The following is a 23,683-nucleotide window of genomic DNA, read 5'->3' as shown; positions in this document are numbered from 1 at the left end:
ATACCTTTAAATTTCGTAAGGAACTCTATTTATTATTGACCGTCCAAGTGTAATTTCATCAGTAAATTCCAAATCAGAACCAACGGAGATACCGCGAGAGATTGCACTCACTTTTACACCCATCTCCTTGAGTTTTTTACTTAAATAGTAGGTAGTCGTATCTCCATCCATATTGGCACTCAATGCAAACACCACTTCACCTACCTGATTAGACTGAATGCGTTCAAAAAGTTTTGAAACATTCAATTCGTCCGGACCAATACCTTCTATCGGAGAAATCAATCCCCCTAATACATGATAAAGTCCTTTGTACTGTGCAGTATTTTCAACTGCTAAGACATCCTTAAAGTCTTCCACCACACACAACAATTGCTTATCTCTCAGAGGCGAAGCACAAATGGAACAAATGGGCGTATCAGAAAGGTTGCCACATTCTGTACATAGTTGCAATTTAGTTTTTATGGCTTTGAGTGCATCTGCCATTCTAAGCACCTCGTGTTCAGGACGTTTTGCAAGATACAACACCATTCTCAGAGCGCTTTTGCTACCCACTCCGGGAAACTTTGATAAATATTCTACTGCTTGTTCAATCGTCTTAGAAGAGTATGCCATGCTAATTCAAAACAACGCCTTGCAAAGCTATACTTTTTTTGATTGTTTCGGCAGGGACATAGCAACATATTGACATGAACTCAATGCGATATTCCAAATAATGGAAAACAACAAAATCACCCTTTTAACAGGTCCTTATAGTGCGCTCTGAATTTTGCCACTTTGGGACTAATAACTGCCTCACAGTAAGGCTCATGGGGATTATTAGCAAAATAGTTATGATGGTATTGTTCGGAACTGAAAAAATTAATCAAAGGCGAAATTTCTGTTACAATGGGTGAATCAAAAATCTGTTGTTGAGTCATCTCTGCTACAACTTGTTCTGCAATTTGTTGCTGATAATCATTTTCAAAAAAAATCACACTTCTGTATTGCGTGCCAATATCATTGCCCTGACGATTGATTGTTGTCGGGTCATGCGTAGTAAAAAAAATCTTTAACAGTGTTGCTAATGAAACCACAGAAGAATCAAAATGCACTTTGATTACTTCAACATGACCGGTCATACCGGTACACACCTCTTTGTAAGTCGGATTTTTGAGATGACCTCCGGAATAACCGGATTCAACTTTATGCACTCCTCTGATTTGTGTAAACACTGATTCTGTACACCAAAAACATCCTCCGCCAAGCACTATTGTATCCGGACTCATCGGTTATTTGATAAACAATAGTTCTCGGTATTTTGGTATTTGCCACATTACATCATCTGTAAGTCTTTCTAACTTATCAGCCTGATAACGAATATCATCAAACAGTGGCAATACTTTTTCGCAATAAGCCAATGCTTTTTCAGCATGTGAATCAATTAAATTTGCTTTTTTGCGCTCGTCCACCATCAATTTTGTATAATGCTGCACTTGTTGAATATAAAAGCCAATTTTGCCAGCCAACTCTTCTGTAGCAGCATACAATTCGGGTTTAACACCCATATCTTTTTGTAATTTAAGATTTGCAAGTACGCGCGAATGAAATTCGATTGCAGGAGGAATAATATTTGTTTTAACCATATCTGCAAGTACCCTACCCTCAATTTGCAATTTGAGCGAATAGCTCTCATATCGGATATCTGTTCTTGCTTCAATCTCTTCTTCGGTCAATATTCCATTATCAATAAATACTTTTTTAGATTTAGGTTCCAAATATGTAGATAGCGCATGTGGCGTAGTTTTAATATTCTGCAAACCTCTCTTTTTAGCCTCCTTTGCCCATTCGTCACTATAACCGTTTCCTTCAAAAATTACTTTAGATGATTTGACAATATAACCTCTCAAAACACTCTGAATAGCTTTTTCCTTAGATGCTCCTTTCTTTTGAAGAGTAGCTACATCTTTTAAAAACTCTTTCAATTGATTTCCAACAATCGTATTAAGAACAACCATAGATGAAGCGCAGTTATCAGAAGAACCAACTGCACGTAGTTCAAATTTGTTTCCTGTAAAAGCAAAAGGAGAAGTTCTATTACGGTCAGTATTATCTTGTAAGATTGGTGGAATATGTGGAATATTCAGTGTTTTTTCACCTGCACCTCCTTTGGATTTGTTCGATTTTTCTTTTTCAAAATCATCCAACACTTTGCTCAAGAAACTACCAATAAAAACTGACATAATAGCCGGAGGAGCTTCATTGGCACCCAATCGGTGGTCATTGCTGGCAGTACCTATGCTTGCCCTAAGCAACGCACCGTGGTCATGAACTGCCTTGATTGTATTAATAAAGAAAGTCAGAAATTGTAAGTTCTCAATGGGAGTAGTACCCGGTGAGAATAAATTAACTCCTGTATCTGTTATTAACGACCAATTATTGTGCTTCCCACTGCCATTTACCCCTTTAAAAGGTTTTTCGTGTAATAGTACCTTTAAATTAAATTTCTCGCTAATCGATTCCATCAAATCCATCAATAATGAATTATGGTCTATGGCAAGGTTAATCGTTTCAAACATTGGAGCACACTCATATTGGCAGGGTGCAACTTCATTATGTCGTGTTTTAAGTGGAATACCAAGTTTAAGAGCTTCTTTCTCTAAAGCGGTCATAAATTCAAAAACTCTTTCAGGAATACTGCCAAAATAATGATCTTCAAGTTGCTGTCCTTTAGCCGGAGCGTGTCCCAGCAAAGTTCTACCGGCTAACATGAGGTCTTGTCTTTGGCGATAAAGTTTATAATCCACCACAAAATACTCTTGTTCAATACCCAATGAAACATTGGTATGTTTCACTTTTTTATCAAACAAAGCACATACTTGAGTTGCGGTATCTTGTACAAATTTAGCTGAACGCAACAATGGGGTTTTGTAATCCAATGCCTGTCCGGTGTAAGAAACAAAGACAGTAGGAATACAGAGCGTTTTACCGGAGGCTTTTTCAATAATAAATGCGGGTGATGATGGATCCCAAGCAGAATATCCGCGAGCCTCAAAGGTATTACGCATTCCTCCATTAGGGAAACTCGAAGCATCCGGTTCTTGTTGTACCAAAGATTTACCGGAAAACACTTCAATTCCGGAATCTATGCCTGTAGGTTCAAAGAAGGCATCATGCTTTTCTGCTGTAGTACCTCTAAGAGGGTGAAACCAATGTGTATAATGAGTTACACCTCGGCTTAACGCCCATTTCTTCATTCCTTCGGCAATTTCATCTGCCATTTTACGCGACAAATGTTCTCCACTTCTGGCTATTCTTTCAAGTTCTTTGATTACGGTTGCTGAGAGATATTTTTTTGCATTCTTTCCGGCAAAAACATTCATCCCAAAATATGAAGAAATCTGATTGAAATTTATGTTCTGGGTGTTGGTTTTCGGGTCGGAAGAATGACTGGGTGTAGATTTTGTTTTTGCCATATAGATTTCAAAAATGAGTATGCAAAAATCAACTAAAAAGAAAAACTTTTTTCAGCTAAATTCCCGCAAGTTTTTCACAAAACAACTTGACATCAACCATTAGCAACAAAAAAAGGTTGTTCAGATGAACAACCTTTTTTTATAAAACATTATTGTTAAATATTAATATGTTGATTTTACAAGCATTACATTGTGAATGCGCTCTTCTGCTATTTTTGTTGCAGCAAGCTGAGTATTGATTTTTTCTTCTTCTGATTTGTGGAAAATATCTAAGGTCAAATCATAAATATGTTCAGTTTGCGCCATAGCACGTTCTCTCACATAACCTGTATATTCAGAATAGACATTGATTAAACCTCCGGCATTTACTAAAAAGTCAGGGGCATACAAAACACCTTTATCTCTAAGCATATCACCGTGTAGAACATCTTCCTTCAATTGATTATTAGCAGAACCACACACAATTGAGCAATTTAATTGTGGGATTGTTTCAGAGTTTAAAATTGCACCTAAAGCACAAGGAGCGAAAATATCTACCTTCTTAGAATAGACATCATTTGGGCTAATTACTTCACCACCTAAAGCTACTGAATGTTTCAAATTTTGTTCGTTAATATCGGTAATAAAAACTTTAGCTCCGTCTTTCACAAGAAGTTCAACAAGATAATATCCTACCTTACCTACACCTTGCACTGTAACTGACTTACCGGCAAGACTATCGCTTCCATAAGCCTTCTTTGCAGAAGCTTTCATTCCCATATACACACCATAAGCAGTAACAGGAGACGGGTCGCCACCACCGCCCATATTTTCAGGCATACCCACCACATGATCTGTTTCCATTGCGATATATTCCATATCCTTTGTTGTTGTTCCAACATCCTCAGCAGTAATATACTTACCATTCAGATTTTCAACAAAACGTCCAAACTTGCGCATAAAAGCTTCTGTCTTTTTTGTGTTCTTATCAGCCACAATTACTGCTTTTGCACCACCAAGGTTAAGACCTGAAATGGATGCTTTATAAGTCATACCTCTTGAAAGACGCAACGCATCATTCATCGCTTCTTGTTCATTATTATAAACCCAAAAGCGTGTACCGCCTAATCCCGGACCTAAAACGGTGTTGTGAACAGCAATAATTGCCTTCAGACCGGTACTATTGTCATTACACACTACTACTTGCTCATGGTTAAACTCTGTTAAGCTATTGAACAGAGGGAAATTTGAATTTCCTGCTTGTGATGATATTCCGCTCATATCTTGTTTTTATTTAGATTTCAAAATTGATGGCGCGAAAATAACTTTTTTTGTCATTAGTAAATAATAAACAAAATTTGCGGCTCCTTGAAATCGCTCAAATACCTCAATAAATATTTATGGAAATACCGCAAGACCCTTTTTGCCGGCATGATATATATTATCCTAACCAATTTGTTCAACATCCTCTCCCCATATTTGGTTAGAATTGCATTTGACAATTCATTTGAAGAGATTAGTTTATTTCATTTCTTCAAAGGAACAGAATTGGAGAGCCTATACAGAAATAAAATCATAGAAACAGCAGCCCTCTATGGAGGACTAATCTTAATAGCTACAACAGTTCGAGGAGTCTTTATGTTTCTTATGAGGCAGACCGTTATTATTGCTTCCAGAAGAATTGAATATGATTTGAAGAATGAGATTTATAGCCACTATCAAAAAATGAATCTTTCATTTTTCAGAGCTAACTTTACAGGAGATTTAATGAACCGTCTCTCTGAGGATGTAAGTAAAGTAAGGCAGTATCTCGGACCGGCAATCATGTATTTTGTCAACCTTATATTTACTTTTCTGACAGTAATTGTAATGATGATTTCAGTCAATCCAACGCTTACGCTTTATGTACTGCTCCCGCTTCCATTTCTTTCTGCTTCCATTTATTATGTAAGCAAAATAATCAATCGAAAAAGTGATTTGATTCAAGCAAAACTCTCTGACTTGACAACATTTGTGCAAGAAAGTATGGCAGGTGTCCGCGTATTAAAAGCATTCTCTGCGCAAGCAGTATTTGCCGGTATGTTTGCTAAACAAAATACGCAATACAAAGACCTGAGTATGTCTCTTACAACTGTTAATGCGTTTTTCAGTCCGCTTGTTATGTCTTTGGTCGGCTTGAGTACTATATTGACCATTTACCTGGGTAGTTTAGCAGTAATAAACGGGGACTTTACTTATGGCAACATAGCTGAGTTTGTAATCTATGTAAACCTACTCACATGGCCTGTTTCTTCATTGGGTTGGGTTACGGCAATTGTCCAAAGTGCCGATGCCTCGCAAGCACGTATTAATAAATTCTTAGAGGTGGACCCTGAAATTAAAACAGCCAAAGGCAAAAATTGCACTTTTAGTGAAAGTATCAGTTTTTCCAATGTTTCATTTCAATACAATGAGAACAAGAAAGTACTGCACGACATTAACTTTACGATTCACAAAGGTCAGACTATTGGGTTAGTAGGGCAAACCGGATCCGGCAAAACCACATTACTAAACCTCTTAGCACGCTTTTACGACCCCACTTCCGGAAAAATCTTTATTGACAATCAAGACCTTAGAGAACTCAATCTCAAAGAGTATAGAGATGTTGTCAGTTATGTACCTCAGGATGTTTTTTTATTTTCAGAATCAATTTATGACAATATTCTTTTTGGTTCAAGTAAATTAACGAAGTTGACTAAAGATGACGTTGAAAATGTTGCAAAAATTGCCGCTGTACATGACAGCATAATGGAATTCCCAAAGGGATATGATACTTTATTAGGAGAAAGAGGGCTTACACTTTCGGGCGGACAAAAACAAAGAATTGCACTTGCAAGAGCATTAATAAGAAACCCTGAAATCATTTTATTGGATGATTGTTTAAGTGCTGTTGATCATTCCACCGAAAAGATTATCTTAGCTAATCTGAGAAACGAACTCAAGAATAGGACCGCATTTATTGTAAGCCACAGACTATCAGTAGTGGCTGACACTGATTTAATACTTGTCATCAATCAAGGTAAAATCGAAGCATCCGGCACCCACGAAGAGTTGCTAAAAACAAATTTATACTATAAAAAGCTATATGAAAAACAAATGGAAGAAACGGGCTTAAATTAAGCTATCACAACTCTTTTGTTTCCTTAACTTCCTTTTTGATTTGCCTATTCATAACATTGACAATCGCCTTGCGAAAAAAATACATTGAAGGGTTTGGCGGTATATTTTTTTTAGCTTTATTTGTAGAGTATAATTCAGAATAAATTAGTGTGAATATGGAAGATTACAAATACAACGATCAGGACAGAGTTTTTTCCAAGAGAGTAAAGGCAGGCAAGAGAACTTATTTCTTTGATGTACGCGAAACCAAGAACAATGACTATTACGTTACAATCACTGAAAGTAAGAAAAAATTTGACGACCAGACTTTTGTGAAACAAAAAATCTTCTTGTACAAAGAAGACTTTAACAAGTTTGTGGAAGCATTAAATGAAACCGTTGGTTTTGTAAAAAAAGAATTGTTGCCTGAATACAATTTTGACGAATTCACCAGAAACTCAAATTCTGACGAAGAGAACAGCGAATCTTAATCTTACTCAACATCCGATTCCCTTTATTCCTGTAACTCATCAGGTTTTTTAGCTGTAGTAATAGCAAACCGATAGTTTAATCTTATTTTTGCTGCCCCAACTTTTATTATGTATAAAAAAATCTTTATCTACGGAATTGCATTTGGCAGTATTGCAGGTGCGTTCTTGTTTGTCCATTTGAATAATTATGGTCCTGATATGAGTAATTTTCAGAAAATATTTTTCTTACTCATATACTCTCTACTGCTTCCGGCAACATGTGTTTATTTATTAGCAAGGAATATCAGAAAAGACACACTTGCCAAAACAACCAAAGGCTCTAAAGCAGGTTTAGTAATCATTGCAGGGCTCTTTTCCATGCTGGTACTATCCCTTACCATTGCCGGCATTTATGCGTTTATTGTAGCGAAATTCCCTGACATTATTGAAAAAGCTATTCAGACTGACTTAGCAAAATTGAATGAGAACATAGACAAATACATGGAGTTTTACAAAAAAACTAAAGAAGAAGTAATTCAAATGACTGTAGACAGGTATAGCGTTGGCAATCAACTTAGAGATAATGTCTATCAGTTTTCCTCCATCGGTTTATTAATATCCAGCATAATGGCATTAATTTACATGAATAAAGACCGCAAAAGAAATGCTGTTAATTCAGAAGTGAAAAATGATAATTAAGTTTTTCAAAACACTCTATGCTTATTGGTTTGCAGTAGTCTTTGCTGTTACATTAATCGTCCTCTACCCTTTCTTTTTCCTTTTACTATTAAACAAATCAGGGTACTACTTAGCTAATATCCTTAGAAAACTTTGGGCATTGCTCATTATGTTATTGACAGGATTATGGATTGTCATAGAAAAAGAAGATAGCAATAACAAATCAACCTTGCCATGCATATATATTTCAAACCATACTTCATACCTCGACATCCTTTGTATGTCAATTATCGCAAGAGGCAACTATATGTTTTTGGCAAAGAAAGAACTCAAAAAAATTCCGCTGTTTGGGATTTTTTTTAGAACCGTAGATGTAGCCGTTGATCGTAACAATGCCGTTGAAGCATCCAAAGCATACAAAGAAACAGAAGGAAGAATCAACCAAGGATACAGTTTTATTATTTACCCCGAAGGCACCATTGGCAACCAGGTCCCAAGATTACGCAGTTTCAAAAACGGTGCTTTTAAATTAGCTATTGACAACCAACTGCCTATAGTACCTGTAACCTTACTTGACAACTATAAAAGATTAGTACACAACAAAGGAATACATGGGAGTCCCGGCATAATGAGAACTTTCATTCATAAGCCGATTGAAACACAAGGCATGGGAAAAGAAGATATATTTGCTCTCAAATCTCAAGTCTTTGCAATCATTGAAAACAAATTAATTGAAAAGAAAATAATCGACCAACCATGAATAACATAAACGAAAAAGAATTTGACCGACTTGCAGACCTTGCAAAACTTGAATTTTCTAATGAAGAGAAACAAGAATTAATGGCAGATTTACAAAAAACTGTCGCCTTCTGTGAAACACTCAATGAAATTAACACTGATGGTGTTGAACCACTCATTTATATGACATCTGCAAACAATGTTGTAAGAGAAGACAAAATAGAAGGAATGATAAGCAAAGAAGAGGCATTAAAGAATGCACCATCCAAGGATTCTGACTTTTTTAGAGTAACAAAAGTATTAAAACCTAAATCTTGAATTCCTCTGCAGTCATAGAGATATCAGACTTAAACAAGTCATATAAAATGGGTACTCAAGTACTCCGAGTATTAAAAAATCTCAATTTGAGAGTTGACAAGGGTGACTATGTAGCACTCATGGGTCCCAGCGGTTCCGGAAAATCAACTCTGATGAACATAATAGGCTGCTTAGACAATTTTGATTCCGGCAAATATTTATTGAACGGTATTGATGTAACCGGATTATCCGATAACAGCCTTGCAGAAATTAGAAATAAACAAATCGGATTTATTTTTCAGACATTCAACCTGCTTCCCAGATATACAGCATTAGAAAATGTTGAATTACCTTTAATTTATGCCGGTGTAAGTAAAAAAGAACGGGTTCAAAGAGCGAAAGAAGCATTGGAGCAAGTGGGGTTATCTGATAGAATCACACACAAACCCAATGAGTTATCAGGGGGTCAGCGTCAGAGGGTTGCCGTTGCACGTGCTCTGGTAAACCGACCGGCAATTTTGCTGGCAGACGAACCAACTGGAAATCTGGATTCTCAAACATCTGAAGAAATAATGCAATTGTTCGAACAAATATACCTACAAGGCAACACCATAATCCTTGTTACACACGAGGAAGATATTGCACGTAAATCCAAACGAATTATTAGACTAAAAGACGGTATCATTGAAAAAGAAGAATTTATCTAACACCATGAAAATCTACACAAAAAAAGGCGATAAAGGTATGACCACCTTGATAGGTGGTGACAAAGTGAGCAAGTTTGACAAAAGAATCGAAGCATACGGCACTGTTGATGAATTAAATAGCTATATCGGTATTCTCATTTCTTCCATCTATGATCAAGATGAGCGTATCTACTTAATTAAAGTACAGAGTGAACTTTTCAATATAGAAGCACTGTTGGCAACTCCGGAGGGCAAGGATTTTAAATTACCTGAAGTAACCGAAGATGATATCAAAGAAATGGAAAACAGAATTGACAATATGGATAGTCAATTGGAAAGATTAAAAAACTTTATACTCCCGAGCGGAAGTATCACAATTGCTCAAATACATGTAGCAAGATGTATTTGTCGAAGAGCAGAAAGAATTATTGTAGAATTAAATCAAAGCCAAACAGTAGATACCAGAATCATTGCATTTATTAACCGATTTTCAGATTATTTGTTCAATTTGGCAAGATTAGAAGCCAAACAGACAAACACAGAAGAAATCCTTTGGGCACCCAAAGGGGTAAAGTAACTGCGCTTACTTTTTCTTATACTTATTCAAGATATCTTCGTTGTTTTGGATTTCTTGCATTTTGTTTTGCACTTCCATCTCTTCTTTAATCTTTTTAGCCACTTCAAAATCAGGCTGAATAGCCAACGCTTTACCTAACAACGAAACAACAGTCTTTGGATTTTGCACCAAGTTTGCCTTTACAAAATAAGCAGCTGCTTTTATTCTCACACTTTGTACCTGTCCGGTAGAGGTGCTTACATCAACATATAGGTTATCAATCGCACCGTCTTTGAGTATCAAATCCGTCATCTCATTAGACTTTTTAATATCACCCATATACGCATAGACTTGAGATAAAGAATACAAATACTTAGGCTCTTTGGTAATTTGATATAATTTATTAATCTTCTCCTCAGCCTTTTTGAAATCACCCGCATCAAAATAAATAAATCCGGCAATCTCTAACATTCTCACATCACCAGGGTCGAGCGCCAACGCTTTTTCTGCATAATATGCTGCACTGTTGGAATTGCCTAATGCAATATAATGTCTTGATAAGCTGTCATAATATTGTGTCTGCGTTGAATCCATAACCAACATACGATTAAGCGCAATAATAGCTGTCATGTGATCGCCAATGTTGTATGCATGTTGATAGAGTGCTTTTTCAAACTCATAAGCTGATTGTTCATTTCCTGATGTAGCGGGAGCACTACCCTTATTTTTTTGCTTGCATCCAAAAACAAATATCGAAAGAGAAAATGCAAAAAGGGCAAAAATGATGTTAAAACGTTGTTTCATATTATAAAAATCGTGCGCAAAGAACCTACAAAATCAGTAACTTTGCAAATTGTTTCAAGCAAATAATCACCGGGTTTGAATCTATTCTCCCACTATATGAAGCGTTTAATATTACTTGTGGCAATATGCTTTGGCAATCTTGCTGCCAACGCTCAATGTGGAGCAATAGATTTTTATTCAACTGATACAATTTCATGTAACCCCGCATTTGTGCAGTTTCATATCATTAATCTCCCGACCGGAGCATCTGTTGAATGGGATTTCGGAAACGGAACTTTAGCCGGCAACACATCGCCTAAACGGCTATATGACTCGGCTGCCAATTATACAATTAAACTTAAAGTTACCTTAATCAATAATGCGGTTTGTGAAATTAACAAGATTGACTACATAAAAGTAAAACCTAAGCCCCCCATCAATATTACTTGGGACAAATCAAAATTATGTACCGGTCCAGACACAATTACCATTACTGATTTATCTGCCAACATTCAATCAAGAGATTATATCATTGCGGGAACAATATTTAATAATGCTCCTCCGGTTTTCCAATACCTCCCTGATTCAAGTTATGGAATTAAGTCTTTGTATGTTTTCTCTACTGACAGCTTTGGCTGTCGCAACGTTCGCAGCTATGACTCTGCCTTTTATCAATATTGGGGGTTTGATTCATTAGCATTAGATCTTAAATATACTCCCGACACACTGCTGTGCGGTCCAATGTCGCTCACTTTTTCAAGGGTCATTCCGGTAATGCAAAACCATTCTTTTGTCAGCTATCAGTGGTCTTTTGAATCATTAACGGACACTTTCACATCGGTCGCATCCAATCCAAACATAACACTCCCCGAAGGGGTATATACCGTCAAACATAGCTTTACTAACTTTGGCGGATGTAATTATTCCATCACTAAAGATGAATGGATTACAATTTACGATTCCATAGATGCCAATATTAGCATTGACAAAGCATCAGTTTGTGCAGGCGAAGATGTAACATTAACACTAACCAACAGTATGGGGGGTGAAATCACTTGGGATTTTGACAGTATTCCCGTGATTGTAAAGAATCAAACAGCCAACACAATTACAGTTTCTTTTAGTAAGATAGGGAATTTCGGTGTAAAAGTGATATATAAAAACAATGTTTGTGTTACGACTAAATCTTTCAATAATATAATTTCTGTAAAAGGTCCCTCTGCTGTGTTTTCTTTACCTTTTACACGTTCGTGTGTACTTCCAAAAACATTTAGAGCAATTAACAAATCAGATATAACGGGTGCCGGTATTACGCAATTTGCCTGGGAAGTCAAGAACCAGAAAACAAATACAGTCATATTTACATCCAATTCGCAAGATTCAATAGTTTTTCCGATTACTGATACAGCATATTATTCTATAAAACTTAAGGCTACGGGTGCAACAGGTTGTACAGACTCCCTGATAATGGCAAATGCAATTGGCATAGATTCACTCTACCCCAGTTTCAGCATAGTTCCTCAACCAGCTTGCAAAGGACAGAAAATAACATTGACTGCTACCACCCCGGAAGGCACTACTGGCATAAAAAACACCCATTATTGGGAAGTATATAATAAAAACTCAACTACAATATTATTTAGCGGCAGTACTGCTCCATTCATAGTTACCTTACCTGACACCGGCTTTTACAGTGTCTATTTAAAATCATCAAATGCACAAGGATGCTCTGGCAGTAGATTATTTAAAGATACTATTAGTGTCAATGCACCTAAACTCAATTTTACCGTCAATGACTCACTGCCTTGCAGAGGCTACCCAATCAATTTATATTCAAACTTCCCACGTCAAGATTTTCCTACATACAATACACAATGGGTATTACAACATACGGATACGAACTTAACTGTCATTTCTTCTTATAATCGCGATTCCCAACAGTTTTATTTCAATCATCCCGGTATTTACAAAGTTAGATTTGTATATAGCTCTGCTAATAATCAATGTAGAGACACAGTATCTGCACCGTTTAGAATCAAAGTAAGCGGAATTAGGATGTCATTATTCACACCGGACCCATTAACGGGGTGTGAGCCACTGAATATCGCTTGGAAAGGAATTATTTTGGGTAACTATAATTTCAAAAACAACAATCCCAACAATTATACATGGAAGGCGCAAAACGACATGAAAGCCTTTACTACATTTGTTCCAACAACCGGTTTAATTACTGCTGCTACTTATAATAGAAAAGGAAGTCATTACACCAGACTGGTTGTAGAGCATGGTTCGGGATGCAATGATTCATTTTATTCTCAGAACTTTATTGTAGGAACAACCGCTAATTTCAGTTTTTCAAGTAGTGTACGCTGTATAAATACTACCACTCCAATTAATAATTACTCACTCAATGCCAGCACATTCAAATGGGAAGTTGATAGTCCGGGTGCAGTATTTATCAGCCCAAATGATACAACACGCAACCCAAGTTTAACAGTGTTAAAACAAGGGGATTTTTATATCACCCTGTATTCAATCGGACCGGGTGGATGCAAAGACACTCTCAAAAGGCTGATTCGCGTAATTGACCCTGTACCGGAGTTTAACAGTTCTGACACGGTTCAGTTTTGCGCGCCAGTTATTACAACCTTCAAGCCGGTTCCTGTGTGGTATGGCAGTGAATACAGGTGGTATTTTGGGGATGGGGACACTTTTACTACTTCAAAAGCTAATCCTGTTTCCCATGTATATTCCAAAAACACAGATAGCACCGGTATCAATATACGGCTGGTTGTTACAACACCGGGTTGTAGAGACACTATGGACAAGATTGGTTATGTGAAAGTTATTGGTCCTATTCCTGAGTATGATTACAATATTAAATCAGGATGCGAACCTTTATTAGTGGACTTCAAGAATACCAGCAGAAATTATAGCCGTTTTTATTTTGACTATGGTGATGGTGCTGCCCTTGACTCCACTGCTTTTGACAATCACAAATACAGGGTAATGGATAAGGGGTTAAATGTCCAATGCTATAAAACAAAGCTTGTGTTGGTTGACAACAATGGTTGTTTTGCCTCATTTGAACATAAAGACAATGTTTGTGTACAAAAATCACCCGAGCCGGATTTCAAAACCACTGATACTATTGGTTGTGAAACATATACTTCAAATTTACAGAACACCTCACTGTATGGAGTATCATTCAAATGGGATTTTAAAGGTGATGGCAATTTTGTAACTTCACCGGATTTTAATCCTTCCGCATCCTATACTGCAGGGGTTTACAGACCAAGATTAGCTGCATTTAATGTAAACGGTTGCTCAGACACAACTGCATTGAACAAGTTGAGAATCTGGGTTCAACCTAAACCTACATCCTTTTTTCAACCTGCTTCTGACAGTATTTGCTTTAATACACCTTTGCAATTCTATGCACTGCCTTCCACACCAAACAAAATCGTTTCATATCGCTGGGATTTTGGAGATCCGGCTAATCTACATGATACCAGCTCTAACCGCGACCCCAAATACAATTATATATCACCTTTAAGCAAGTTAGTTCAATTGGTTGTTACAGACAGTAATGCCTGCAAGGATACATTTGTCCGGTTTATCCATGTAATAGATACCGTACCTCCACCCAATACCGGTTTACATTTTGTAACAGTAGATAACAATAAAGACATTTTGGGGGTATGGGCAATGGCAAAAGTAAATCAGTTTGCCAGATACTCATTTTTCCTTGATGAAACCGGTTATACCAAATTGTATGAAACTACAAATAGACAGGATACCTCTTACCTTGTAAATACAGGTATTGACATCAATGCAAAGCGATATTGTTACACTACAACTATAGGAGACACATGTGGAATCATTTCAAAGTTTAGTCCTCCGCATTGTACCATGTCTGCGAAAGTTGAGCAAGCAGGTTCATCAAAATTATTGGTGAATTGGATTAAATATGTAGGATGGGATTTGGATGACTTCTGGGGAAATATTATTTACCGCTCAGAAGATGGCGGCAAGTTTATACCCATTGACACTGTTGACAATACGACTGATTCATACTTAGACATCAACTTATGTGAGCGTACTTACTGCTATTATATTGAAGCAGTTAATAAAAATAAAGTTTGGCGTTCTGTTAGTAATATCGTTTGCGAAAAACCTGAATACATATACCCGCTCGATCAAATTACACCTCGCAAAGCTACTGTAATCAACAATAGCAACATTTTGGTACAATGGACACCTTATTTTTCAATGCCCAATCTTGGACATTATAAAATTAGCAGGGTTAGACACATCGACAACACAAGCATAGAAGATTATGATACCACAACCTCGCTAAGCTATATAGACAAAAATGTAGATGTGAATTCCTCAGCATATTCTTATTATATCAGTCCGGTTGACCTTTGCGGGTATGCTGCCCCAAAATCTTCTGAATCTAAGAGTATTCTATTGAGTAATAAAATCCACAACTATCGTGCATATTTAACTTGGAATAAATATAGTGAATGGTCTGATGGGGTCGCAAAATACGTTGTTGAAGAACAAAATGAATTTGGTGACTTTGTGTTTAGGAAAGAGTTACCGGCTGATTCGTCATCCTATATATTTGATGGTATTAATGTGGTAGAAAATCGCGATGTATGTTTGAGAGTGTACGCAGTAAGAAATGGGAATATCGACACTTCAAATTCGAATATTTCATGCAGTATCCCTGAAAGTCAAATATACATTCCAAATGCTTTCTCTCCGAACAACGATGGCATTAATGATATCTTTAAACCTACCGCCATTTATATAACCAAAACAACGAGCAACCATTTATACACCTTCGAGATGGAAATCTATGACCGTTGGGGCAATAAATTATTTTTAACAAACGACTTGGATATAGGTTGGGACGGTACATTCTCAAACATTCCCTGTCCTGATGGCGTATATTTATATAAGATAAGAGCTGTCGGATTAGATGGCAAACCTTATGACTTTAAAGGCACTCTACATCTTGTTCGATAAATCGAAGTAGCTTTATTACCTTTGCATCCCCAAAATTAGAAACATGTTTGAAAATCTAAGTTTACGAATTGAAAAAGCCTTCAAGACCTTGAAAGGTCAAGGCAAAATTTCAGAAATCAATATTGCAGAAACGCTCAAGGAAATTCGCAGAGCCTTAGTAGATGCTGATGTCAACTATAAAATTGCCAAAGACTTTGTTACAACGGTAAAAGAAAAGGCACTTGGCGCAAATGTATTAACCTCGGTTTCTCCGGGTCAACTCATGGTCAAAATTGTCAATGATGAGTTAAAAGAGTTGTTAGGCGGTGATCATAAAGACATCAATCTTGCAGGTTCTCCGGCAATTATATTAATATCAGGTTTGCAAGGTTCGGGTAAAACAACATTTACCGGCAAATTGGCTCGTATGCTAAAGTCCAAGGGCAAACAGGTTTTACTTATTGCAGGAGACGTATATAGACCTGCTGCTATTGACCAATTAAAAGTGTTGGGAGAACAAATTGGAGTAGAAGTATATTCAGAACCTGAAAACAAAAATCCTGTTGAATTAGCACAAAAAGGTATTAGCTATGCAAGAGCCAAAGGTATAAGTGTTGTGGTTATTGACACTGCAGGGCGCTTGAGCGTAGATGAAGAGATGATGAATGAGATTGCCAACATCAAGAAAGTTGTCAAACCTTCTGAAATTCTTTTTGTGGTGGATGCAATGACAGGTCAAGATGCTGTTAATACTGCCAAAGCGTTTAATGACAGATTAGATTTTGATGGTGTTGTATTAACAAAAATGGATGGTGATACACGCGGTGGTGCTGCCTTATCTATAAAAACTGTTGTTCAGAAGCCAATAAAATTTGTCAGCAGTGGAGAAAAATTAGATACACTCGACATATTCTATCCCGACCGTATGGCAAACCGTATTTTAGGGATGGGTGATGTGGTATCATTGGTGGAAAGAGCGCAACAAGTATTTGATGAAGAAGAAGCTGCACGAATCAGCAAAAAAATCCATAAGAACAAATTTGACCTTGAAGATTTTCTAACCCAAATACAGCAAATCAAAAAAATGGGAAATATCAAAGATTTGCTTGGGATGATGCCGGGTATAGGAAACAAAATCAAGGACTTAGATATAGATGACAATGCATTCAAAGGGATTGAGTCTTTAATTCAATCAATGACACCTAAAGAGAGACAAAACCCCTTGATTTTAAATAATTCTCGCAAGCAACGAATTTGCAAAGGCAGTGGACGTAATATTCAGGAATTAAATAAACTACTGACACAATTTGACCAAATGAAAAAAATGATGAAAATGGTTAGCGGAAAAGGAATGAAGGGTCTTAGTGCGTTGGGTATTTAAGATTGCACCTTTATTGTGCCTGCACTAATTTAATACAACGCTCAATTTCTGATATTAAGGCGTTCAATGTATGCTTGGCCGTTGTGTTATCTTTTGAACTGATAAGTTTTGCCACCTTTTTTGTTTTCAAACTTTCTTCAAGGTCTCGGATGGTGTTTTTTTGAATTTTTAATAATTTATTCAAATGAATATTCTCCTTTTCTAATTCTTGCTTTTCTTTTTTCAGTTGGGCAATAGAAGACTTGACTCTTTGGAGCGACTCTAAAACAGGTAAAAGCTGTTGTTCAAATTCTGATATTTTATTTTCGGATACTTGCACCGATTTCTTTTTCAAAATTAGTTATTAATCTATTCATAATGCTGTCAATCTGATTGTCACTCATGGTCTTTTCTGCGTCTAACAATAGAAATGCAATTGAATATGACTTCTTATCTTCGGTCAATGGATTACCTTCAAAAACATCAAATACAAAGAGGTCTTTGAGATATTTATTTTCTGACTTATATGCAATCATACTGATTTGGTCAAAAGATACTGACTTGTCAATAACCAAACTCAAATCCCTTCTAACAGAAGGAAACTTAGGCAACTCAGCTAACACGAATTTTCGTTTTTGTGATGTGCCTATCAATTTATCTAAATTGATTTCTGCAACAACCGTAGGGGCTTTACAATCTGCTATTTTCATCCATCCAATGTCAGGACTACCCAAATAAATTAACCCGTTTTTCTCATTAATCTCGTGCAATCCTAATAGATTGGCTAACCCGGACAAGATTCCTTTGAGAAAGAACACATTGGCTTGTTGAGGCTTACTTTCCCAACTTAGAGGGTGTGTAATACCTGAAGCTGCAATACACAATAGATTAGATTCTACGTATTTCTCCTCCTCTTTTTTCTTATATGATTTACCATACTCAAACAAGAGTACACTTTCTGCTTTGCGTTTTTGATTATATGCGATTGCTTCCAAGACACCGGGAATCAAGGATTGGCGCATTACACTTAGATCCGCAGACAGAGGGTTTTTTACATTAATGACAGTACTATCTTCTGGGTGAAAGAATTTTGATTTTGTCATTGAATTTGTTTGCATTTCATGAAATCCTCTACTACGTAAATATTGTGCAATTTTGGATTTCTTGTGTAATGCCATCTGTGTGTTGCTCAAAGGTTTAGGCAATGAAATTTGCATTGTTTCATTTAACGGAATATGCTCAAAACCATAAATACGAATGATTTCCTCTATTACATCAATTTCTCTAGTTACATCAGATTTGAATGGAGGAATAGACAATTCCCATTTGTCTTTACCATTACTTACGATTGTAATTCCCAACCTTTGCAAAATACTTTCGACCTTTTCCTTTTGAATATGAATACCACAAATCCTTTCAATTTCAGCGTTATGTAAGCTAACCGTAGCAGGTTTTGGAATATGTTGTTCAGAAATAACATCTATTAATTCAGATGCTACTGAACCGCCTGCTTCTTGTAAAATATAATATACGGCTAATTCCAACGCATGGATAGTACCATGCGGGTCAGTACCTCGTTCAAAGCGGAATGAAGAATCGGTATTCAAAGCGTGATTTTTTGCTGTTTTGCGAACCATACCGGGTTCAAAATAGGCACTCTCAATAAATATATCCTTTGTGTGCGCAGCAACTGCGGAATTTCGCCCTCCCATCACTCCTGCCATTGCCATTGGTTCATCTTTATTCCAAATCATCAACTCAGCACCTGACAGTTTGTGTTCTTCATTGTCTAACCCTACAAAAACCGAATCCTTTTGTGCTAACTTTACAATGACTTTATCGCCTTTGATTTTATTCGCATCAAAAGCATGCAGCGGTTGTCCAATGCTATGCAAGATAAAGTTTGTAATATCAACAATATTGTTTTTGGGGTTAATACCTATTGCTTGCAAGAAATTTTTCAACCAATTTGGACTTTCTTTGACTGTAACGCCTTTGATAAGGACTCCTGAATATCGAGGACAGAACTCAGGACACTCAACAGAGACCTCTATAGGCTTTTGATGTTGAAATTGAAGTTTAACTTCAGGCAATGGGTTTAAAGGCACGTCTAACAACGCAGACACATCTCTGGCAGTCCCCCTGTGTGAAGCTGCATCTCCCCTGTTGGCAGTAAGCCCTATCTCAATAACCGTATCTTCTATAACTGTATATAAATCTTGCAAAGGTTTCCCAATCGGAGTTTTCTCATCCAAAACTAAAATTCCATCATGCCCATCTCCCAAACCTATTTCATCTTCTGCACAAATCATCCCCTCAGAAAGTTCACCTCTAATCTTAGCTTTCTTAATGACAAAAGGTTCGCCTTCTTTTGGATAAACAGTGCAATCCACAGGAGCTACAACAACCTTTTGACCTGCTTGCACATTTGGCGCACCACAGACAATTGAAAGCAATTCTCCTGCGCCAATATCTACTTTAGTTAATGACAGTTTATCTGCATTCGGATGTTTTTCTTTACTTATCACCAAACCGGTAATTAAGCCCCTTAAACTACCCTTAACGGATTCAAATTTTTCAGTTCCTTCTACTTCTAACCCACAATCCGTCAATAATCTGCAAACTTCCTCAAGTGAAACACCCGGATTGATATGTTGTAAAAAATGATTGTATGAAATCTTCATTAAAAAACGCTTTAACCCTCTATTTAAGCGTGCGAAGTTAAAGGGTTTTTGCGAGGAATTTACGTCCTTGGGGAACAGTAATTTTAAAACCAAATTTACACTTTTAGTTCACTGTAATATTATTAACCACCTACATTTCCCCTTTAGAATTAGTTCTTTGCAAGGCAGCAATAGACGCAACCATTTAGCAAACATAAAACTACCATAATTGAATCACAGTTAGCGCATGGATATAACTGCAACTCCACATGTAAAGTTTATCATTAGTCAATTATCTTTGTCGCGATGCATTATTATCAGAATATCCTTGAAACTATTGGCAACACGCCACTTGTTAAACTCAATAAAATTGTAGCAGAAGTACCAGCTTTGGTGTTGGCTAAGATTGAAAGCGTTAATCCCGGAAATTCAATCAAAGATCGAATGGCACTAAAAATTATTGAAGATGCCGAAAAACAAGGGTTGTTAAAACCCGGGGGCACAATTGTAGAAGGCACCAGTGGCAACACCGGAATGGGCTTAGCAATCGCTGGTGTTATCAAAGGATATAAGTGCATTTTTGTTACAACCGAAAAGCAATCCAAAGAGAAAGCAGACATACTTCGCGCAATGGGAGCCGAAGTAATTGTATGCCCAACTGATGTTCCACCGGAAGACTCACGCTCATATTATTCGGTGTCAAAGCGATTAAGTACAGAAATTCCAAACGGTTTCTATGCAAATCAGTACAATAACCAAAGTAACCCTCAAGCACACTATGAATCCACCGGACCGGAAATATGGGAGCAAACGGATGGTAAAATCACCCATTTAGTGGTTGGAGTGGGCACAGGAGGCACCATCTCAGGCACAGGTAAATACCTCAAAGAAAAAAATCCAAATATTAAAATTTGGGGTGTGGACACCTATGGCTCTGCGCTTAAAAAATATCACGAAACCGGAATTTTTGATGAGAAAGAAGTCCATCCCTACATTACTGAAGGCATAGGTGAGGATATCATCCCCGAATGTGTCAACTTTGATGTGATTGATTATTTTGAAAAAGTAACAGATAAAGACGGATTACTCTATCAAAGAAGATTGGCAAGAGAAGAAGGCATCTTAGCCGGAAACTCAGCCGGCAGTGCGGTCGCAGGGGTGGTTCAAATGAAAGATAGGTTTAAGCCAACCGATGTGGTAGTTGTTATTTTGCATGATCATGGCAGCCGTTATGTAGGCAAAGCGTTTAATGACGAATGGATGCAAAATATGGGCTTTTTATAATTCCACTCTTTGAATCCAAAGTATAACAGCTAAACCTCCCCCCAATTCTTAAATAATCCTATTTTTGCAACGCTAAAACGTAATGGAAGGGAAACTCGCAATTTATAATACGCTGAGCCGTACAGTTGAAACATTCATACCACTGACATCTAATCATGTAGGAATATATTTATGTGGTCCGACAGTATATGGAGAACCACACTTAGGGCATGTACGAGGACCGTTAACATTTGATATATTACACCGCTATCTCTTGCACTTAGGCTACAAAGTCCGATTTGTACGCAACATTACAGATGTTGGACACCTTACAAATGACAGCGATGATGGTGATGACAAGATTCAAAAGAAAGCTCTTTTGGAAAAATTAGAACCAATGGAGATAGCCCAAAAATATACTTATTCTTATCATCAAATGTTGCATGCACTTGATATTCTCCCCGCAAGTATAGAACCAAGGGCAAGTGGACATATCATAGAGCAAATTGAGATGATTGAGAAACTCATTTCAAAAGGATATGCTTATGTTTCTCAAGGATCAGTATATTTTGATGTTGCAAAGTATAGCTCTGATTATAACTATGGTGAATTATCCGGTAGAAACACAGATGAACTGATAGCTGGTTCATCTAGGCGCACTCTTGAAGGACAAGAAGGCAAAAGAAATCCCGAAGACTTTGCGTTGTGGAAACAGGCAGACAAAACCCATATCATGAAATGGAAATCTCCATGGGGTGATGGGTTTCCAGGATGGCATATTGAGTGTTCTGCAATGAGCGCCAAATATCTTGGTGAACAATTTGACATTCATGGAGGAGGTTTAGACCTATTATTTCCGCACCATGAAAGCGAGATTGCACAGAGCAAAGGTTGTACAGGAAAAATTCCTGCAAAATATTGGATGCATCACAACATGATTACCATTAATGGACAAAAAATGGCTAAGTCTCTTAACAATGGAATTATGGTACAAGATTTCTTTACAGGTAACCATCCCCTATTGGAAAAGGCTTACAGTCCAATGAATCTTAAATTCTTTATTCTGCAAGCACATTACAGAGGCACACTAGACTTTTCTAATGAAGCACTTCAGGCAGCCGGCAAAGGATTCGAAAGACTTATGAATGCGTTGCAGGTATTAGATGAAATCAAAGCAACAGGAAATGGTTGGAACGCCTCAATTTGGCAACAAAACTGTTATGATGCACTCAATGACGACCTCAATACTCCTATACTAATTGCGCATTTATTCGAGGCAGTTAAAGCAATCAATTCACTTAAAGCCGGTTTAGAAAGTATAGATACACAAAATCTTGACATTTTAAGAAAGGGATTCAAACTTTTTGTAGTTGATATCTTAGGATTAAATTCTGAAGACAAAAATACCGGTGCAAATCTTGAGCAAGAATTAATTATGGCACTACTCGATTTAAGAAGTCAGGCAAAGACAGATAAAAACTATGCACTTTCTGACTCCATAAGAGAACGTTTGAATAACTTGGGAATAGAAATTAAAGATTCCAAGGAAGGAACAACATTTACACTAAAATGAATAGCAAAACAACATTTGCAAGCATCTCACTTATTATTATGATAATCATAGGAGCTTGTACACCTGCACCTCAACCTACGAATAATACTCCTGTCAACAATAATGCTAAGGCTTTAGATAGTTCAAAAACAATCTTTATTCCACCTGTCAATACTGATTCCATTTATTACTATATAAAAAAACAAGTTGAGTTTGGACCACGTGTACCTGGAATACGGTCACACAAACTATGCGGTGATTTTTTAGTAAAAGAACTTAAATCCTTTGGACCTAACGTCCCTGAAGTTACAGAACAACAATCAACAGCACAGACATTTGACAAGCATACTATTCCGATTAGAAACATTATTGCCAGTTTTTATCCTGAAAAAAAACATAGAATCTTGCTTGCTGCACATTGGGATACACGCCCATTTGCAGAAATGGATTCAAAACAAAAAAACAAACCTATTGATGGTGCAAATGATGGTGCGAGTGGTGTAGGAGTGTTGATGGAAATTGCACGTCAATTGGCTATTTATGAACCCAATTATGGAATAGATATTATATTCTTCGATGCAGAGGACTGGGGCGATTCAACAGGCAGAGTAGAAGATAGCTACTGTTTAGGCTCTCAATATTGGGCACAAAACCCACACAAGAGTGATTATTTTCCAAAATATGGAATATTACTGGACATGGTAGGAGACAAAAATGGTAAGTTCGCAATAGAAGAAAACTCTTGGCGATTTGCAGGCAATATTGTGGACAAAGTATGGAATAGCGCCTATCGTCTTGGATTTGGAGACATATTCATTAATACCAGACGCGGTGCCATTATTGACGACCATTATTATGTGATGAAACATAGAAATATACCTATGATTGATATTATTAACTATGATCCAGATGGTATCAGCTCATTTGGACACACGTGGCATACACAAGATGATAACCTTGATAATATTGGCATACATACATTAGAAGCAGTAGCTAAAACTGTAATTAAAGTGGTATATGAAGAGGGGCACACACATTAGAATTACTCAAAA

At 37.0% G+C, this 23,683-nt stretch carries 18 protein-coding genes and 1 pseudogene; 12 read left to right on the top strand and 7 right to left on the bottom strand.

Annotated features, from left to right (window positions below; all coding sequences use genetic code 11):
* Window positions 1–6: 6 nt before the first annotated feature.
* From recR to M0R38_06260, 4 genes are all read right to left on the bottom strand, one after another.
* Window positions 7–612: a recombination mediator RecR gene (gene recR / locus M0R38_06275; protein ID MCK9481349.1), complete on the bottom strand. Its 606-nt coding sequence runs from the start codon at window positions 610–612 to the stop codon at window positions 7–9.
* A 116-nt stretch (window positions 613–728) separates the two neighbouring features.
* Window positions 729–1,265 (bottom strand): peptide-methionine (S)-S-oxide reductase MsrA, encoded by a 537-nt coding sequence (msrA, locus tag M0R38_06270; protein MCK9481348.1) that lies wholly within the window; start codon window positions 1,263–1,265, stop codon window positions 729–731.
* A 3-nt stretch (window positions 1,266–1,268) separates the two neighbouring features.
* Window positions 1,269–3,452: a glutamine synthetase III gene (locus M0R38_06265; GenBank protein MCK9481347.1), complete on the bottom strand. Its 2,184-nt coding sequence runs from the start codon at window positions 3,450–3,452 to the stop codon at window positions 1,269–1,271.
* Window positions 3,453–3,614: 162 nt separating this feature from the next.
* Window positions 3,615–4,712, bottom strand: coding sequence for a leucine dehydrogenase (locus M0R38_06260; protein MCK9481346.1), 1,098 nt, complete (start codon window positions 4,710–4,712; stop codon window positions 3,615–3,617).
* A 150-nt stretch (window positions 4,713–4,862) separates the two neighbouring features.
* On the opposite strand from M0R38_06260, the gene M0R38_06255 reads away from it, so the two are divergent.
* The 7 genes from M0R38_06255 (at window position 4,863) to M0R38_06225 (ending at window position 10,015) form a co-directional block, all read left to right on the top strand.
* Window positions 4,863–6,590: an ABC transporter ATP-binding protein/permease gene (locus tag M0R38_06255; GenBank protein MCK9481345.1), complete on the top strand. Its 1,728-nt coding sequence runs from the start codon at window positions 4,863–4,865 to the stop codon at window positions 6,588–6,590.
* Window positions 6,591–6,745: 155 nt separating this feature from the next.
* A complete protein-coding gene (locus tag M0R38_06250; GenBank protein ID MCK9481344.1) occupies window positions 6,746–7,060 on the top strand; it encodes a PUR family DNA/RNA-binding protein in 315 nt (104 codons plus the stop codon).
* Between the two features lie 108 nt (window positions 7,061–7,168).
* Window positions 7,169–7,738: a hypothetical protein gene (locus M0R38_06245; protein ID MCK9481343.1), complete on the top strand. Its 570-nt coding sequence runs from the start codon at window positions 7,169–7,171 to the stop codon at window positions 7,736–7,738.
* Window positions 7,728–8,477 (top strand): 1-acyl-sn-glycerol-3-phosphate acyltransferase, encoded by a 750-nt coding sequence (locus M0R38_06240; protein ID MCK9481342.1) that lies wholly within the window; start codon window positions 7,728–7,730, stop codon window positions 8,475–8,477. The genes M0R38_06245 and M0R38_06240 overlap by 11 nt, the downstream gene beginning before the upstream one ends.
* Window positions 8,474–8,773 carry an Asp-tRNA(Asn)/Glu-tRNA(Gln) amidotransferase subunit GatC gene (gatC, locus tag M0R38_06235; GenBank protein MCK9481341.1) on the top strand — a complete coding sequence of 100 codons (300 nt, stop codon included), beginning with the start codon at window positions 8,474–8,476 and terminating at the stop codon, window positions 8,771–8,773. The genes M0R38_06240 and gatC overlap by 4 nt, the downstream gene beginning before the upstream one ends.
* Window positions 8,774–8,820: 47 nt before the next feature.
* On the top strand, window positions 8,821–9,459 hold the full coding sequence (locus M0R38_06230) for an ABC transporter ATP-binding protein (protein MCK9481340.1): 639 nt from the start codon (window positions 8,821–8,823) through the stop codon (window positions 9,457–9,459).
* Between the two features lie 4 nt (window positions 9,460–9,463).
* A complete protein-coding gene (locus M0R38_06225; protein ID MCK9481339.1) occupies window positions 9,464–10,015 on the top strand; it encodes a cob(I)yrinic acid a,c-diamide adenosyltransferase in 552 nt (183 codons plus the stop codon).
* Window positions 10,016–10,021: 6 nt separating this feature from the next.
* Here M0R38_06225 and M0R38_06220 read toward each other — a convergent pair whose 3' ends face one another.
* The gene (locus M0R38_06220; GenBank protein ID MCK9481338.1) at window positions 10,022–10,798 is read right to left on the bottom strand and encodes a hypothetical protein; all 777 of its coding nucleotides are present in this window, start codon (window positions 10,796–10,798) and stop codon (window positions 10,022–10,024) included.
* 96 nt (window positions 10,799–10,894) lie between these two features.
* Here M0R38_06220 and M0R38_06215 point away from each other — a divergent pair, with 96 nt between their 5' ends.
* Both M0R38_06215 and ffh read left to right on the top strand, forming a co-directional pair.
* The gene (locus tag M0R38_06215) at window positions 10,895–15,814 is read left to right on the top strand and encodes a PKD domain-containing protein (protein ID MCK9481337.1); all 4,920 of its coding nucleotides are present in this window, start codon (window positions 10,895–10,897) and stop codon (window positions 15,812–15,814) included.
* Between the two features lie 43 nt (window positions 15,815–15,857).
* Entirely contained in the window at window positions 15,858–17,174 is a 1,317-nt protein-coding gene (ffh, locus tag M0R38_06210) for a signal recognition particle protein (protein ID MCK9481336.1), read from the top strand.
* A 10-nt stretch (window positions 17,175–17,184) separates the two neighbouring features.
* On the opposite strand, the gene M0R38_06205 is transcribed toward ffh, so the two are convergent.
* The gene (locus M0R38_06205; GenBank protein MCK9481335.1) at window positions 17,185–17,508 is read right to left on the bottom strand and encodes a hypothetical protein; all 324 of its coding nucleotides are present in this window, start codon (window positions 17,506–17,508) and stop codon (window positions 17,185–17,187) included.
* Window positions 17,474–19,837, bottom strand: a complete 2,364-nt coding sequence (gene pheT, locus M0R38_06200; protein MCK9481334.1) for a phenylalanine--tRNA ligase subunit beta — start codon at window positions 19,835–19,837, stop codon at window positions 17,474–17,476. The genes M0R38_06205 and pheT overlap by 35 nt, the downstream gene beginning before the upstream one ends.
* Before the next feature lie 285 nt (window positions 19,838–20,122).
* On the opposite strand from pheT, the pseudogene M0R38_06195 reads away from it, so the two are divergent.
* The 3 genes and pseudogenes from M0R38_06195 to M0R38_06185 all read left to right on the top strand — a co-directional run bounded on the left by M0R38_06195 (window position 20,123) and on the right by M0R38_06185 (window position 23,671).
* A pseudogene (locus M0R38_06195) lies at window positions 20,123–21,097 on the top strand (cysteine synthase family protein).
* Window positions 21,098–21,182: 85 nt separating this feature from the next.
* Entirely contained in the window at window positions 21,183–22,652 is a 1,470-nt protein-coding gene (gene cysS / locus M0R38_06190) for a cysteine--tRNA ligase (GenBank protein MCK9481333.1), read from the top strand.
* Window positions 22,649–23,671: a M28 family peptidase gene (locus M0R38_06185; protein ID MCK9481332.1), complete on the top strand. Its 1,023-nt coding sequence runs from the start codon at window positions 22,649–22,651 to the stop codon at window positions 23,669–23,671. Before cysS ends, M0R38_06185 begins: the two co-directional genes overlap by 4 nt.
* Window positions 23,672–23,683 lie beyond the last annotated feature (12 nt).

The sequence above is a fragment of the Bacteroidia bacterium genome (genome assembly GCA_023228875.1).
Classification (GTDB): domain Bacteria; phylum Bacteroidota; class Bacteroidia; order NS11-12g; family UBA955; genus JALOAG01.
This window is presented reverse-complemented; position numbering and strand designations above follow the sequence as displayed.

Bases quoted from the DNA above. Each gene is read 5' to 3' on its own strand.
- M0R38_06260 (MCK9481346.1), bottom strand. From the start codon at position 4,712: ATGAGCGGAATATCATCACAAGCAGGAAATTCAAATTTCCCTCTGTTC.
- M0R38_06185 (MCK9481332.1), top strand. From the start codon at position 22,649: ATGAATAGCAAAACAACATTTGCAAGCATCTCACTTATTATTATGATA.
- M0R38_06255 (MCK9481345.1), top strand. From the start codon at position 4,863: ATGATATATATTATCCTAACCAATTTGTTCAACATCCTCTCCCCATAT.
- M0R38_06225 (MCK9481339.1), top strand. From the start codon at position 9,464: ATGAAAATCTACACAAAAAAAGGCGATAAAGGTATGACCACCTTGATA.
- M0R38_06250 (MCK9481344.1), top strand. From the start codon at position 6,746: ATGGAAGATTACAAATACAACGATCAGGACAGAGTTTTTTCCAAGAGA.
- ffh (MCK9481336.1), top strand. From the start codon at position 15,858: ATGTTTGAAAATCTAAGTTTACGAATTGAAAAAGCCTTCAAGACCTTG.
- M0R38_06240 (MCK9481342.1), top strand. From the start codon at position 7,728: ATGATAATTAAGTTTTTCAAAACACTCTATGCTTATTGGTTTGCAGTA.
- gatC (MCK9481341.1), top strand. From the start codon at position 8,474: ATGAATAACATAAACGAAAAAGAATTTGACCGACTTGCAGACCTTGCA.
- M0R38_06265 (MCK9481347.1), bottom strand. From the start codon at position 3,452: ATGGCAAAAACAAAATCTACACCCAGTCATTCTTCCGACCCGAAAACC.
- cysS (MCK9481333.1), top strand. From the start codon at position 21,183: ATGGAAGGGAAACTCGCAATTTATAATACGCTGAGCCGTACAGTTGAA.
- M0R38_06220 (MCK9481338.1), bottom strand. From the start codon at position 10,798: ATGAAACAACGTTTTAACATCATTTTTGCCCTTTTTGCATTTTCTCTT.
- M0R38_06245 (MCK9481343.1), top strand. From the start codon at position 7,169: ATGTATAAAAAAATCTTTATCTACGGAATTGCATTTGGCAGTATTGCA.
- M0R38_06230 (MCK9481340.1), top strand. From the start codon at position 8,821: ATGGGTACTCAAGTACTCCGAGTATTAAAAAATCTCAATTTGAGAGTT.
- msrA (MCK9481348.1), bottom strand. From the start codon at position 1,265: ATGAGTCCGGATACAATAGTGCTTGGCGGAGGATGTTTTTGGTGTACA.
- M0R38_06215 (MCK9481337.1), top strand. From the start codon at position 10,895: ATGAAGCGTTTAATATTACTTGTGGCAATATGCTTTGGCAATCTTGCT.
- recR (MCK9481349.1), bottom strand. From the start codon at position 612: ATGGCATACTCTTCTAAGACGATTGAACAAGCAGTAGAATATTTATCA.
- pheT (MCK9481334.1), bottom strand. From the start codon at position 19,837: ATGAAGATTTCATACAATCATTTTTTACAACATATCAATCCGGGTGTT.